Source organism: Mesorhizobium sp. M1428 (assembly GCF_040317515.1).
In the GTDB taxonomy this organism is placed as follows: Bacteria; Pseudomonadota; Alphaproteobacteria; order Rhizobiales; family Rhizobiaceae; genus Mesorhizobium.
In genome coordinates this window covers 58439-72550 of the sequence record NZ_JAMYKT010000026.1, presented here as the reverse complement: position 1 = coordinate 72550, position 14112 = coordinate 58439, and the positions used below count along the sequence as shown (strand labels likewise).

The 14112-nt window shown below is 62.0% G+C and carries 16 protein-coding genes and 1 pseudogene; 14 read left to right on the top strand and 3 right to left on the bottom strand.

Annotated features, from left to right (window positions below; translation table 11 throughout):
• Positions 1-202: hypothetical protein (locus tag NKG60_RS26545; RefSeq protein WP_352975984.1), on the top strand; the 202-nt coding region annotated here is incomplete at its 5' end.
• Between the two features lie 54 nt (positions 203-256).
• Here NKG60_RS26545 and NKG60_RS26540 read toward each other — a convergent pair.
• Complete coding sequence (locus NKG60_RS26540; RefSeq protein WP_352492791.1) at positions 257-439, bottom strand: hypothetical protein; 183 nt, start codon at positions 437-439, stop codon at positions 257-259.
• 146 nt (positions 440-585) lie between these two features.
• Here NKG60_RS26540 and NKG60_RS26535 point away from each other — a divergent pair, with 146 nt between their 5' ends.
• Together NKG60_RS26535 and NKG60_RS26530 are read left to right on the top strand one after the other, a co-directional pair.
• Complete coding sequence (locus NKG60_RS26535) at positions 586-789, top strand: hypothetical protein (protein ID WP_352492792.1); 204 nt, start codon at positions 586-588, stop codon at positions 787-789.
• Positions 790-1072: 283 nt separating this feature from the next.
• The gene (locus tag NKG60_RS26530) at positions 1073-1372 is read left to right on the top strand and encodes a DUF1236 domain-containing protein (protein ID WP_352975982.1); all 300 of its coding nucleotides are present in this window, start codon (positions 1073-1075) and stop codon (positions 1370-1372) included.
• Positions 1373-1586: 214 nt separating this feature from the next.
• Here the strand turns inward: NKG60_RS26530 and NKG60_RS26525 are convergent, their stop codons facing one another.
• Positions 1587-1973, bottom strand: coding sequence for a VOC family protein (locus NKG60_RS26525; protein WP_352492794.1), 387 nt, complete (start codon positions 1971-1973; stop codon positions 1587-1589).
• 475 nt (positions 1974-2448) lie between these two features.
• Between NKG60_RS26525 and NKG60_RS26520 the strand changes: the two genes are divergently transcribed.
• Together NKG60_RS26520 and NKG60_RS26515 are read left to right on the top strand one after the other, a co-directional pair.
• Positions 2449-2679 (top strand): hypothetical protein, encoded by a 231-nt coding sequence (locus NKG60_RS26520; protein ID WP_352492795.1) that lies wholly within the window; start codon positions 2449-2451, stop codon positions 2677-2679.
• A 113-nt stretch (positions 2680-2792) separates the two neighbouring features.
• Positions 2793-3008 (top strand): ribbon-helix-helix domain-containing protein, encoded by a 216-nt coding sequence (locus tag NKG60_RS26515; protein WP_352492796.1) that lies wholly within the window; start codon positions 2793-2795, stop codon positions 3006-3008.
• 220 nt (positions 3009-3228) lie between these two features.
• Here NKG60_RS26515 and NKG60_RS26510 read toward each other — a convergent pair whose 3' ends face one another.
• On the bottom strand, positions 3229-3909 hold the full coding sequence (locus NKG60_RS26510; protein WP_352492797.1) for a GntR family transcriptional regulator: 681 nt from the start codon (positions 3907-3909) through the stop codon (positions 3229-3231).
• 233 nt (positions 3910-4142) lie between these two features.
• Between NKG60_RS26510 and NKG60_RS26505 the strand changes: the two genes are divergently transcribed.
• The 9 genes and pseudogenes from NKG60_RS26505 to NKG60_RS26465 all read left to right on the top strand — a co-directional run bounded on the left by NKG60_RS26505 (position 4143) and on the right by NKG60_RS26465 (position 14104).
• The gene (locus NKG60_RS26505) at positions 4143-5270 is read left to right on the top strand and encodes a sugar ABC transporter substrate-binding protein (protein ID WP_352492798.1); all 1128 of its coding nucleotides are present in this window, start codon (positions 4143-4145) and stop codon (positions 5268-5270) included.
• Between the two features lie 75 nt (positions 5271-5345).
• Complete coding sequence (locus NKG60_RS26500) at positions 5346-6884, top strand: sugar ABC transporter ATP-binding protein (RefSeq protein WP_502912335.1); 1539 nt, start codon at positions 5346-5348, stop codon at positions 6882-6884.
• Positions 6881-8950 (top strand): ABC transporter permease, encoded by a 2070-nt coding sequence (locus NKG60_RS26495; protein ID WP_352975980.1) that lies wholly within the window; start codon positions 6881-6883, stop codon positions 8948-8950. Before NKG60_RS26500 ends, NKG60_RS26495 begins: the two co-directional genes overlap by 4 nt.
• Before the next feature lie 17 nt (positions 8951-8967).
• On the top strand, positions 8968-9774 hold the full coding sequence (locus NKG60_RS26490) for an SDR family oxidoreductase (protein WP_352668155.1): 807 nt from the start codon (positions 8968-8970) through the stop codon (positions 9772-9774).
• Positions 9775-9785: 11 nt separating this feature from the next.
• Positions 9786-10733 (top strand): 3-hydroxyacyl-CoA dehydrogenase, encoded by a 948-nt coding sequence (locus NKG60_RS26485; protein WP_352492801.1) that lies wholly within the window; start codon positions 9786-9788, stop codon positions 10731-10733.
• Entirely contained in the window at positions 10730-11692 is a 963-nt protein-coding gene (gene kce / locus NKG60_RS26480; protein WP_352975978.1) for a 3,5-dioxohexanoate:acetyl-CoA acetone transferase, read from the top strand. Before NKG60_RS26485 ends, kce begins: the two co-directional genes overlap by 4 nt.
• Before the next feature lie 119 nt (positions 11693-11811).
• Positions 11812-12598, top strand: a pseudogene (locus tag NKG60_RS26475) (SMP-30/gluconolactonase/LRE family protein).
• A gap of 766 nt (positions 12599-13364) precedes the next feature.
• A complete protein-coding gene (locus NKG60_RS26470) occupies positions 13365-13664 on the top strand; it encodes a type II toxin-antitoxin system Phd/YefM family antitoxin (RefSeq protein ID WP_352492804.1) in 300 nt (99 codons plus the stop codon).
• Positions 13665-13672: 8 nt separating this feature from the next.
• A complete protein-coding gene (locus tag NKG60_RS26465) occupies positions 13673-14104 on the top strand; it encodes a plasmid maintenance toxin (PemK-like) (RefSeq protein WP_352492805.1) in 432 nt (143 codons plus the stop codon).
• The last annotated feature ends 8 nt before the right edge of the window (positions 14105-14112 follow it).

Sequence of the window (14112 nt, the reverse complement as noted above, 5' to 3'; positions counted from 1 at the left end):
GATCGTCAACGGCCACCCCAACAGCCAGATCGACGATCTCCTGCCTTGGGTCTACATCAACAAGCTCGAGCTCAAGGCCGTGGCCCGAGAACACCGCTTACAATGTATCACCACGCGATTGTCGTGGATAGGAACGCGGTCGGCGGCTAATGGAACGTCGTATATGCGCCGTGACGACGGGCAGCCAGCAATCGTGGCGTAGAGTGTTGACGCGCTTTCCTGCGCCGGTCGTTTCGGCGCTCTGATCATCCGCTCCTTAGAGAAATGCTTCGCCCTCAGCGCGATGCGCGAAACAAAACCAATGCGACGCCTGCTTAGGTTTGGCGAAACCCCATCCTGCATCCTTGCCGCAGTCGGGGTGTTCGCATCGGTGATGCTGAATGCCCGGGCGTGTGACTGGCTCGAAGGCACCTGGAAGGCGGATCAGTTCATCGCTCATGGGTAGTTCCTCGGCTCAGATCCGTCGAAAGATTCCACAGCCGGCCTTGACGATCAAGGAAAATGTTCCTTTTTTGTTCTCATGGCGCACGATCCGATCGACACGCTGGGCAAGGCGACCCGGCACAACATGCTTGTGAAGGCAGAGTGCAGTTTGGCGTCGATCCCCTAAAGCTGAAGTTCGATTGCAGCCGCTGCAAGCCGACGGTGAAGATCACGCTTCTCGACGAGGTGCATTCAGCGCTTGATCGGTCCGACCGCGCCCAACAGGCGGCGGGCTTTGGCGTTTCCTCGTGGCTAAACGCTTCGCTGCTAGGCCTCGACGACAATCCGGGGCTTCTTGGGAACTAAGGGTCCGCCTGCCAACTCCAGCAATGGCCGGCGGACCCTATCAGCGCATGAAGGGACTTTTTACGCGCCGAATCTCCTCCGGAGATGACGCTACCAACAAGCAATGGCTACGGTTGTTCCCGCCGCGTCCTGTGCACGGACCATTGCGCAGGCGGGTCAGACTTAAGTCTTACGGTCTAGTCGTTTAACCCCCGTCGAGGAACATTCGTTGGTTGGCCCGCGTTGAGGTGGGCTTGGCGGGATGAAGCTGCGTCCAAGCAAAATCTCAACAAGGAGACGGCTAATGAGAATGCATCTTTCCACCGCAACTGCGGGATTTCTGTTGTTGGCCGGCATTGGTGCTGCTGCCGCCCAGGATGTGATCATCGAACCGCAGCAGGAAACCGTCATCAAGGAATACGTGAAGAAGCAGCCGCTCGCTTCGGTGAAAATTCCTGGAGTGGAGCTCAATATCGGCTCGCCTCTGCCGGATACAGTCGAGCTTCATGAAGTGCCGAACGTCAAATACCGTTATGTGGTGGTCGACAACCGGACCGTTCTGGTGGATCCGAGCACGCGCAAGATCATCAAGGTCTACGACTGAGCTGATCTTGGGAGCGCTGGCCCGGATAGCAATCGTCAATAGTCCGGGTCAGCCGCTCGAGAGTTTCGATTATCGCCTGCAAACGCCTCGCCTTCATGCACCCGTGGGTCGATAAAGCAAGTGAACGCATCCTCGCTCGGCAGAAACAGGTGAGTTCGATGGCCCCTCGCACGAGTTGGCCGCCGTGCTGCCACCGGATCGATTGTTGAAGAGATCAGGTGTTTTCGTCAATTTGTGCCAGACCGACGAGGGTACCCTCCGGATCTCGGAACTGGCCAATCGTCAGCGGGGTGCCGGGCGAGCGTTCCGGCCCAAGAACTCGTGACCCGCCCAACTGCTCTGCTTTGGCCAGGTATGTCTCGATATCGCTTACGCTGACGTAAATGATGGTGTGTGGATCAAAATTCCTCCCGCCTCCAACACCCCCTGCCACCGGTTGAGCCCCGGGCGGGGCGAGGAAGCCATAGTCGCCTGCGTCGGAAACAAGCGGCGACACCGCTCCGCCGACCTCGAATTCCCATCCGAAGAGTTGCGCGTAAAAGCGCCGCAGATTCGCTGGATTGCGCCCAATTATTTCAAAGTGGATGATCGGTCTGGCCATTGGTCCACCTCTTTAGCGCGCGTAAAACAGCTACCGCTCGACTGTTAGCGGCTGATGCAGCGGCTCGGCGTGGTGAGGCATCTGTCAGAAGTCGTGCGCGTCGAAATTCTGCCCGCACACCGGGCAATGGATGAAATGCTTGGGTTGTCAATCCTGACGCGTTTCATGTGGCCCCATGTGGCGCCCGTCTGGCAATCGTCAAGGCCGGCGTATGCGCATCGTCGGGCGAGCAATGACGATCTGCGTGACCTTGGCGTTTCCTTCTGCGTCACGTTGTCGGTCGCGATCCGCCGCCTGAGGCTGGTGCGAGGTTGCTTGGCGAAAATTGAGCGCCGCGCCGGCGATTGTTGCCCAGACTTTCGCGGCGTCGTTCCACTGAGGTTTGCATTCGACGCGTGCTATATGAGCTGTGGTCAAGCCATTGGCCCCGCGGGCATCCGGCGGGATTTTGTTCGTGACCCAGGAGACACTCGACATGAGTAACGTCGTAACGCTTCATGGTGACAAGCGCTGGAAGGTGGTTCTAGTCTACGCCCACCAGAACGGCCCCATTGCGATTGAGCATTTTCTAGAAGAGATTTCCGAGCTTCATAACGTCATTGAACACGGACCGGACTGGAATACCCTGATCACGTGCACGGTGACAATCAACCGCACGGACGGTGGTGAGGAACAGAACAGCCAGGAAAAGGAGGCGCATCGGTAAAATCGGGAACCGTCTTATCCAGGCTGCCGAGATCGAGCGCGCCAGCCATGTGCGTGTAGAGCCGGCCGCGCATGGTAGTCATCAGCTTGCGAGGCATATCATTGGAGTGTGCGATGCGAGCCCTTATCGACTTGAACTATGCCCAGGTTGAAGCCCTCGACAGTCTTGCCAAACGGGCGCGCCAATCCCGTGCGGCCCTGATCCGAGCAGCAATAGACGATTATCTCGACCGCCATCATCGCGAACAGGTCGAGGATGGCTTCGGCCTGTGGGGTAAGCGCAAGGTTGATGGGCTGGCTCATCAGGAGACAGTGCGCCGCGAATGGTAGGCGCGATTTTCGACACCAATATCCTCATCGACTATCTGAACGCCGTCCCCCAAGACTCGCGAGGAAATCGAGCGGTTCGAAAGCCGTGCAGTCAGGATTATCACCTGGATGGAAGTGAGTGGGCGCAAAAGCCGATCTGGCCGGCGGCCGCTATGCCTCAGACGGACATATTCGTGCCTAGCGGCGGCTCGCCGCTGTACCGGAGCGACTTCGAGGAATGTTACTTCAGCAGTTTGATCAGCACTGTGAAGGCCGCGTCGATGTCGGCGCGAACCGCCGCCCGGACCGCTTCCGCATTGCGGTCTCGCAGCGCTGCAAACATCTGCTGATGGTGCTGGTTGGCGGTCGAATAGTTTCCAGAATCGTGCAGCATGTTGAAATAGGGGCTGATCTGCAGCCACAGGTTCTCGATGATGCTGAGCATGTTTTCCGAGCCCGCGACCCGGTAGATGGAAAAGTGAAACGCGTAATTGGCCCTGAGATAGGATTTGACGTCGCCGGCGGCATTGGCCTGCTCGAGTGCCTCCAGATGCTGGCCCAGCAGCATCACGCCGCGATCGTCAATGCGTTCTGCGGCCCATGCGGCGGCGATCGCCTCGATCTCGAACCTGACGTTCCTGAGATCGATAAGCCGCGCACGGCTTAATGCCGGGATGCCGATCGAACGGCCGGAAACCACCATCAGGGCGTTGGCGGCGCTCAGACGCCGCAGTGCCTCGCGAACCGGCATCGGGCTGACGCCGAAAGCATCGGCGAGGCTCTGCACCGTTACCATCTCACCTGGAACGATGCTGCCGTCGAGGATCAACTCGGTAACGTGCCGGTAAACCCTGTCCTGCAGGGTTTCCCTGGACAGCGGCGTGATTTCGACGCCTGCCTTCCTGAATGCCGCCCCAGCCATTTCTGCCAACCTTCCCCCATTCGGGCGACGCTCTTGTCACCCCCGGCGCCTGTGCCCGGAATGCAAGGTTCGAATTGCCGCGTCAAGCGCCCGCGTGTCTCGCCTTTTTGCTTCTCGGCCATTTCATCATTGATCTTTGATCAAATCATGATACGGTCAGCCGCATCGAATGACAAGGCGTACGTTTGTATCCTTGGGAGGCATTCGGTCGTCTGAACTGGGAGGAGTTTCGTATGGGTATCGGATCGAAGGCCCGGCGGCTTGCGCTGCTTGCCGGCATGGCTGTTTGCGCTTTTGGGATGTCCGCCGCCGAAGCGGCCGGAAAGCACAAGATATTTCTCAGCATGAGCTTCATCGGCAATGATTGGCAGGCCGAGGCCGCCAACATGGTCAAGGCGATGGCGTCGCACAAGAGCATGGCCGACAAGGTGGACCTCCAGGTCCAGGTCGCGGGGCCGAACGCACAGCGCCAGATCCAGCAGATCAATGCCATGGTCCAGGCCGGCGCTGAAGCCATCGTGATTTTCCCGATCTCGCCGACCGCGCTCAACCAGGTGGTGAAGAACGCCTGCGATAAGGGCGTGAAGGTGTTTGCCTATGATGCCGAGATCACGGAGCCTTGCGCCTACAACGTCCATATCGACCAGGAAGAGGCTGGCCGCGTAACGGCGGAGTGGCTGGTCAAGAAGCTCAATGGCAAGGGCAACATCATCGCGGTGACCGGCGTTCCCGGCACCTCGGTCGATGATCTGCGCACCAAGGCCGCGAAGGAGGTGTTTGCCAAGCATCCGGACATCAAGATCGTCGGCGAGGCTGTCGGCATGTGGAGCCAGGCGGTGGCCCGTACCGAACTTTCCAAGATATTGGCGACGCGCAGTTGGGACGACATCAACGGGCTTTGGATGCAGGTCGGCTGCTTCACCGCCAATTCCATGCAGCTCGAGGCTGGCAAGAAGACCAGCGAACTCCTGCCTTGCGCCGGCGAGGGTTCCAATGGCGGGCGTATCCAGATGCTGCCGGAGGGCACGGAGGTCGAGGGCGCGACGTCTCCCTATGCGCCGCTCGGCGCCTCGCGCATTTCCTACGCCTCGCCGCCTTATTCCGGGGCACTCGCTCTCAAGCTTGCCGTCGAGGCGCTTGAAGGCAAGGACGTTGCCAAGAAGACGATCCTGCCGCTGCCGATCGTCACCAGCGAGACGATAAAGCTTTGCGACGAGGGCACCTGGGCGGAGATGAAGGCTGGTTGCAACGCGTTCAAACCGTCGCTGGTCTCGAACCCAGGCTGGTTCGCCTCGATCTTCTCCGATCAGACACCCGAAATCGGTCTCGCGGCCGCCCTTGTCGGCCAGCCCGAGCAGTAGGCCCTCCGAAGTGGGCCGTGGGGTGCTTTCGAGGCACTCCACGCACGCACCCTCATGCAGGCCCGGACTGGGATCATGATGTCAGCGCATTCGACAGCTGTCGGCATAGAGGGCGTCCGCAAGGCGTTTGGCGCGACAGTCGCCCTCGATGGCGTATCCTTCGAGATCGCTTCCGGCAGCGTGCATGCCTTGCTTGGCGAGAACGGTGCGGGCAAGTCAACACTCGTCAAGCTGTTGTCGGGACTGGTTCGGCCCGACGACGGGCAAATCACCGTGTTTGGCGAACCGGCGCCACTCGGTTCGCCACGCGCCGCGCACGCCAAAGGCGTGCAGACAGCCTTCCAGGAAATGACCCTGGTACGCGATCTCAGCGTACTCGATAACATGTTGCTGCCTTACGCACCCGTTGGCCCGATCGGCCTGATCAGGCGGTTGAGCGCGCGTAAGGCAGTCCGCAAGCACATCTCCGATCTGGGGTTCACGGTCGATCTCGATGCCGAGGTAGCGACGCTCGATCTCGCGATCCGCCAGAAGATCGAAATCGCGCGCGCGCTTTATCGCAAGCCGCGCATCCTTCTGCTCGACGAGCCGACTTCGACGCTGTCGGGTGGCGATGTCGAGTGGCTGGGCGCCATCATCGCACAGTTGAAGGCGGCCGGCACTACGGTCGTGTTCATCACCCATCGCATGCGCGAGGTGCGGGCTTTCTGCGACACGCTGACCATTCTCAGGAACGGCCGCCACATCGTGACCGCGCCGGTTGCCGATGTTTCGGATGGTGAGGTGATCGAAAAGATCATCGGCCGCAGCATCGCCCAGACCTTCCCGCCGAAGCCAGAAAGCGAGGCCGCCTTCGGTCCGCCGGTGCTCGGCGTACGCGATCTCAAAGCCGGGAGGAAGCTCGACGGCGTCGGTTTCGATCTGCGCAAGGGAGAGATCCTCGGCATTGCCGGATTGCAGGGCATGGGTCAGCTCGACCTGTTCCTCGCCTGTTTCGGCATGTCCGAGATCGAGCGCGGCCACATCCTGGTCGACGGGCGCCAAGTGTGGCTCGGCTCGCCCGCCGATGCGCTCAAGCCCAACATGGCAATCGGGCTGGTGCCGGAGGACCGCAAGACCGAGGGCCTGTTCCTGAAGCTCTCTGGACGGCAGAATGCATCGCTGCCGGTCGTCGCACGCTTCACCCAGTTTGGCCTGATCAGAACAGACGAAGAGGCAAAGGCCGTACAGTCCGCTTTTTCGACCGTGGAGGTCGACCGCAGTGCCCTATGGACGAGGGCAGGGGCGTTCTCTGGAGGCAACCAGCAGAAGATTGCCATTGCCAAATGGCTCGTCGCCGAAAGCCGGATCCTGCTGCTCTTCGATCCGACCCGCGGCATCGATGTCGGCACCAAGCACGAGCTCTACGTGATGATGCGCGACTATGTGGCGGCCGGCGGCTCGATCCTCCTGCATTCAACCGAAATTCCCGAACTGGTCCATCAATGCGACCGGGTGCTCGTCCTCTATGACGGCCATCTGGTGGCGGAGCTTGCCGGCGGCGAGATCACCGAAGGCGCGATCATGCGGCCGGCGCTCGGCCACCGGGACGTGGTCCGGGAGGCGGCGGAATGAGTGTGACGAGCTTGGCTGCCGCGGCACCGGCTGCGACATTGGCGCGGCTCCTCGCGCGCCATCGCGGCGCGATCATCGCGGCGATCGTCTTTGCCCTGCTCCTGCTGATCGTCGATCTGGTCAGTGCCGGGCGGCTCACTTATTTCGACATTTCCTTCCTGTCGAGCGGCGGCGCCACTTCGGCACTGGCGGCGATCGGCCAGACCCTGGTCATCCTGTCGGGCGGTTTCGACCTGTCCGCCGGCGCGGCGATCTCTCTGGTCAATGTCGTCCTGGCAAACGGCATGGATCCGATGGCGACCGGCACGAGTGTCGCGCTGTGGACTTTGGCCGGAATTGGCGTCGGCATGCTGGTCGGCGCCTTCAACGGCTTCTTCATTGCCGTCCTGCGCATGCAGCCTATCGTCGTCACACTGTCGACCATGTTCATCCTGCAGGGAGTAACGCTGCTGGTCATGGACAAGCCGGGTGGCTTCGTCTCGCCCGATCTTGGCGCCTTCTATCTCGGTGATGCTATCGCCGGCTGGATACCGATGCCGCTGGTGGTCATCGGCGTCGTCCTGCTCGGCTGGTTCTGGCTCAAAGGCACACGCTTCGGGACGGCGCTTTATGCGGTCGGCAGCGATCCGGATGCCGCCGCCGCGGTCGGTGTGCGCGTCGTTCTCGTACGCTTCCTGGTCTATGTCATCGCCGGCGGCTGCTATGGGCTTGCCGGCGTTTTCATCAGCGCCCAGACCGGCAGCGGCGATCCGCTGGTCGGCAATCCGTTGTTGCTGTCGATGTTCGCGGCGGTCGTCGTCGGCGGCACAAGGCTGGGCGGCGGTCAAGGCGGGCCGGTGGGCACCGTCTTCGGCGCCTACATCCTCATGATGGTCGTCAACATCCTGCTCGTGCTCAACGTCTCGGCCTATTATTCGACAATCGCCGAGGGCACGATCCTGATCCTTGCCGTGCTTGCCGGCTCGCTGTCGCATGGCTCCGTGCTTGCCCGCCAACTGCGTGCGCTGCGGGTTCGGCTGGCCGCGTGGCGCGCCGGAATGCTGCCCTCGCAGATCGATCGCACCGACCGGCGGCTGAGAATTGCGCGGGGCAGCGCCGGCGACCAGCAGGCGCCGCAGCCTGCCTTCCATCTCCGTAACGCCGAGACGCTGCGCTATGCGCTGCCGGCCTATGTCTGTCTTGCCATCGTCGTCATCGTCACCCAGATCTGGCTCGGACGGGCAATCATCAATTTCACCTATTGGAACTCGCTTTTCGTGCTGTCGAGCTTCCTTGCCATCTTGGCGCTTGGGCAGGGCAGCGTGATTCTTACCGGCGGGCTCGACCTGTCAGTGCCGTGGACGATCGGGCTGTCGGGAATCCTGCTTGCCGGTATGGTCAACGGGTCGGATGCTGCACTTTCCTATGCGCTACCTGCGGTGCTCGTTGTCGCTTGCCTGATAGGTGTCGCCAACGGCATCGGCATCGTCTTTCTCGGTATCTCCCCGATCGTCATGACGCTGGCCACCAACGGCATTCTGCAAGGTTTCGCTTTGCTCTACTCGCAAGGCACGCCGGCCGGCTTCTCCTCGCCGATGCTGCGCTGGTTCATGACCGGCAAAATATTCGCCATCACCCCGGTGGTGCTGTTCATGATCGGCTTCGTCGTCTTTGCCGTGCTGCTGCTTGGCCGCACCGCTTTCGGCCGCCGCGTCTATGGCATCGGCAACAGCCTGCGCGCAGCCCAGCTCTCCGGCATCGCGGTCGGTCGCACGCTCATCCTCGTCTATGTGCTGTCGGCGGTCTGCGCGGCGCTGGTCGGCATCATGCTGACCGGCTTTTCCGGCCAGGCCAGCCTCGGCATGGGCGACGATTATCTGCTGCCCTCCATCGCCGTCGTCGTGGTCGGCGGTGCGCTGATCACCGGCGGGCGTGGCCACTATCTCGGCATGCTGGGCGGGGTGCTGCTGCTGACCGCATTGCAAATGCTGCTCGCCGGCACGACGCTGCCTTACGCGACGCGGGCGATCCTGTTCGGGCTGGTGGTGCTCGGTGCCGTCATGGCGCTGCGCGAAAGACGGATTTGAGTGAAAGGGATGGAACAATGAGCTCAAGCGCACCGGCATCGGCAGACGAATTCCTGACCGGGCTCAAAGGCCAACGCGTGCTGGTCACGGCGGGCGCCGGCGGTATCGGCTTTGCCATTGCCGAGACACTGTCGCGGCTCGGCGCGCGCGTCGTGATCTGTGATATTTCCGACGAGGCGCTGGCCGCTGCTCCAGAGAGGATGACGCTCGCCGCCGCAATCAAAGCCGACGTTTCGCGCGACGAGGATGTCGACCGGCTGTTCGAGACGGTCAAGGAGAAACTCGGCGGGCTCGACGCCCTGATCAACAATGCCGGCATTGCCGGCCCGACCGGCGGCGTCGATGAGATCGATCCGGCAGACTGGCGGCGTTGCATAGATATCTGCCTGACCGGCCAGTTCCTGTGCGCGCGGCGTGCCGTGCCGCTGATCAAGTCGGCAGGCGGCGGCTCGATCGTCTCGATGTCTTCGGCCGCCGGCCGACATGGCTACGCGTTCCGAACGCCGTACTCGGCTGCCAAATTCGGCGTTGTCGGCCTGACTCAGAGCCTTGCCAAGGAACTTGGACCGCATGGGATCAGGGTCAATGCCATCTTGCCCGGCATCATCGAAGGGCCGCGCATCGACAAGGTCATTGCCGACCGGGCAAAGCAATTAGGCATTTCAAACGAGGAGATGACGCAACGCTATCTGCAGAACATCTCGCTGCGCCGTATGACCAGCCCATACGATGTCGCGGCGATGGTGGCTTTCCTGCTTTCCGATGCGGGCGTCAACATTTCCGGCCAGTCGCTGGGCGTCGACGGCAACGTCGAGACACTCTGAGGAGGGCGAGCATGGCGAAGGTAGCAATTGTAGGAAGCGGTTTCATCGGGCGGGCGTGGGCGATCAGCTTCGCTCGTGCAGGCCATGATGTGCGCATGTGGGACCAGGCGCCTGCCGCGACCAGCGGTGCGCGCGACTATATCGCCGGCGTGCTCGGCGACCTCGCCGCTAACGATTTGCTGCGGGGACAGGCGGTGGATGCCGTGCTCGGCCGCATCACCATTGCAGCGGAGCTTGGCGAGGCCCTGGCCGATGCCGTCCACGTCCAGGAAAACACACCGGAAAACCTGGAGGTGAAGCGTGACGTGTTCTCCCGGATCGACGCCCTTGCCGGTCCGCAAGCGGTGATCGCCAGTTCCACCTCGGCGCTGTTGCCGTCGAAGTTCACCGATCACCTTCAGGGGCGCCATCGCTGCCTCGTCGTGCACCCGATCAATCCGCCCTATCTCATCCCCGCCGCGGAAGTCGTGCCGGCGCCATGGACCTCCGCCGAAACGTTGGAAAGGACCCGCGCTTTTCTTGTCGAGGCGGGCCACGCGCCGCTGGTGATGAAGCGCGAACTCGACGGCTTCATCATGAATCGCTTGCAGGGCGCGCTGTTGGAGGAGGCGTTCCGGCTCGTCGCCGACGGCTATGCCAGCGTAGAGGACGTCGACACGGGCCTGCGCGAGGGGCTGGCACTGCGCTGGTCGTTCATGGGTCCGTTCGAAACGATCGACCTCAACGCGCCCGGCGGTGTGCGCGACTATGTAGAGCGGTACCAGACGATCTATTCCAACATCTTCCCGCAGATGCTGCGCCGCGTCGACTGGGCCGGCGAGGTCATGGAGACGGTCGAGGCCGAGCGCCGCAAACGGCTGCCGCGGGAAGCACTCGGCGAACGGCAGGTCTGGCGCGACCGCCGGCTGATGGCGCTGGCGGCGCACAAGAAGAAATCGGATCAGGAGTTTGGACGATGACGGAAACAAGCCGCAAGCACGGCGCTCAGCAAGCCAAAGGCAAGGTCATCATCACCTGCGCGGTGACGGGGGCAATCCATACGCCGACCATGTCGCCGTATCTGCCGATCACGCCCGACCAGATCGCCTCGGAGGCGATCGCGGCGGCCGAGGCCGGTGCAGCAATCCTGCATCTGCATGCCCGCGACCCTGAGACCGGCAAGCCCGACCAGACGCCGGAGGCGTTCGCGCGTTTCCTGCCGCGCGTCAAGCAAGGCACCAATGCCGCCATCAACATCACCACCGGCGGCAGCCCCTACATGAAGGTGGAGGAGCGTGTGCGCCCCGCCGCCCAGTTCAAGCCGGAAGTCGCCTCGCTCAACATGGGGTCGATCAATTTCGGGCTCTATCACCTCGTCGCCAAATACGAAACGTTCAAGTTCGACTGGGAAAGGCCGCACCTGGAAGCGACGCGTGACCTGGTCTTCCGCAACTCGTTCAAGGACATCGAGTACGTACTGGAGACCTGTTACGACAACGGCACGCGCTTCGAGTTCGAGTGCTATGACATCGCCCATCTCTATAACCTCTCCCATTTCGCCGATCGCGGGTTGGTGAAACCGCCGTTCTTCGTGCAGTCCGTATTCGGCCTGCTCGGCGGCATCGGTTCGCACCCCGAAGACGTCGCCCATATGAAGCGCACCGCCGATCGCCTGTTCGGCGATCAGTTCCGCTGGTCGGTGCTGGGTGCGGGCGCCAGCCAGTTGCGCATTGCCGCGCAATCGGCAGCGCTTGGCGGCAATATCCGCGTTGGGCTTGAAGACAGTCTTTGGGCCGGCAAGGGCAAGCTTGCCAGATCTAACGCCGAGCAGGTGGTGCTTGCCCGCAAGATCATCGAAGGCCTCGGCATGGAAGTGGCGACACCCGACGAGGCCCGCGAAATCCTGTCATTGAAGGGCGGCGACCAGGTCGCGTTCTGACCAGTTTCTACAAGATTCAAACAGAGGAGGACGGCATGAAGATCGAGGTCGTGGTGGACGTGAAGACCACGCTGGGCGAGGGACCGCTGTGGGACGTCGAACAGGAGCGCCTCTACTGGATCGACAGTTTCGACGGGCGTGTGTTTCGCGCGACTGCCGACGGCCGCGAGATCCGTTGCTGGGACGTGCCGATGAAGATCGGTTCGATGGCATTGCGCAAGGACGGCAGTGGTGTCGCTGCAGCGCGGCTTCCATCTGCTTGATTTCGCCACGGGCGAGGTGACGCTGATCCACGACCCGGAGCCGGACAGGCCGATGAACCGGCTCAATGACGGCAAGGTCGATCGGCGCGGCCGCCTCTTCGCCGGCTCAATGGACACGATGGAAGAGGGACCCTCCGGCGGGCTCTACCGGCTCGATCCCGATTTTTCCGTCACCAGGATCGATTCCGGCATCATCTGCTCGAACGGCCCGTGCTGGAGTCCCGACGACCGCACCTTCTATTTCTCCGACACCTGGACCGGCGAGATCTGGGCCTACGACTATGATATCGAAACCGGTGTCGCCACCAACCGGCGCGCTTTCACGCGCGTCGATACCAGCCGGGGTGGGGCGGCCGACGGCTCGACCGTCGATGCGGAAGGATTCCTCTGGAACGCGCTGGTCTATGACGGCAGGCTGGTGCGTTACGCGCCCGACGGCAGCGTTGATCGCATTATCGACATGCCCGTCAAGAAGATCACCAGCGTCATGTTCGGCGGGCCGAAGCTCGATACCCTGTACGTCACGTCGATGGCCAAGCCGCCGCTGCCGCGTTTTCCGGGCGACGGAGTTTTACGGGGCAGCCTTTTTGCCATCGCCGGCCTCGGCGTAACGGGAGTTCCGGAGCCAAGATTTGCCGCATAATCGGTGTTTACTGGCGATCATCCTCCCCGCCTCTTGGTGCCACCCCAACCTCCTGCCGCAGGGCAACGGCGCTGGAAGCTCGTGCCGTGCGGTTCTGGCGTGGTCGTGTCAGGAGCCCAGAGCACCAATGGCGGCAGCACGGCAGGCACTGCGCCAGCCATCACCAGTCCCGTGTTGAGGGCATTGGGTTTCCGCCATCAACCGCTTCGTCATCGAGCACAAGCTGCAGTCGTAGCCCTTCGTCTGGACCGACGATCCCGACAAACTTATCAAGCCGCCGCACGCGGGCACCAGGTGCTGGAGTCGATCCACAGCATTGGCTATAGCAGTGTGGCGGTCCGCGAATGTCCACTCTCTGGCAAGCGGCCAATAGGCAAGTTCGACCCCAAACAGACGTCGTCGTCAGTCTTTCGCTAGTCGAGAGCTGCCGAGGGACGTATTGTGCTAGTGCCGCGGGATGCTCTTCGGTCATTGGCTTCATAACGGTCTGGGCTTTCCTCAACCAGCCTTGCCGCCACAGACAGCCTTATTCCTGCTCGTCACAGCAAGGTCCGGCATCGCTTCCAGTTGCGGCTGCCTACAGCAAGTGGAGGTGTTCTGGAGGTGGTTTTGCACAATATCGGTGGCGCACTCGCAGAACGAACTCAGGCGAACGGACGAGGGACTTTGGAAGCTGCCCTGTCACTGCCTCGTTTCCATTTGGCGGGCGCCACAATTGCGGAAAGCCCGGAAAGCCCGTATATTCCGGAATAAAGGAGTCTCGCCGATGAGCACCACCGTCACCGCCGCCGCCGTCTCGAAAAATTTTGGCGCCTATCAGGACGCCGCGGTCCGCGACCCGGTCATCATCACAAAGAACGGTCGCCCGCGCACGGTGCTGCTGGCCTATGAGGATTTTGTCCGGCTGTCGAAGCGCGACCGGCGGGTCGATCTGACAGCGGAGCTCGGCTCGGACGAGATCGCCGCGGTCGAAGCCTCTGAAATGGAGCCGCATCTCGACCATCTCAACGACGAGCTCTCTGGGTCAAAACCCTCGGGGCGAAACCCCTCGGAGCAAAAGGCCTGACTGCAAAAATGCTACCGGCTGAAATCAAGGTCGGCCACGTCTTCCGTTACTCCTACCTCTGGCATTGGCAACACCGCGAAGGCCGCGAGGAAGGCGACAAGGACCGGCCCTGCCTGGTGCTCGCGCTGGTCGCCATGCAGGAGGACGGCTCGCCGGTCGTCCGGGTCCTGCCGATCACCCATACGCCGCCGTCCGATCCCGATGATGCCATCGAGATTCCGGCTGCGGTCAAGCTGCGTTTGCGCCTTGACGGTGAACGGTCGTGGATCGTTTTGACGGAAAGTAACCGATTCGCCTGGCCGGGGCCTGACATCCGGCCGCTGGAGACGGAGAGCGGCTACTACGGGCCGCTGCCACCGGCGTTGTTTGCCGCAGTCAAGCGCCGGTTTGTCGCCATCGCGACAGGCCAGGCGCATACGAGCACGTCGCGTACCGCGTGACGATGGAA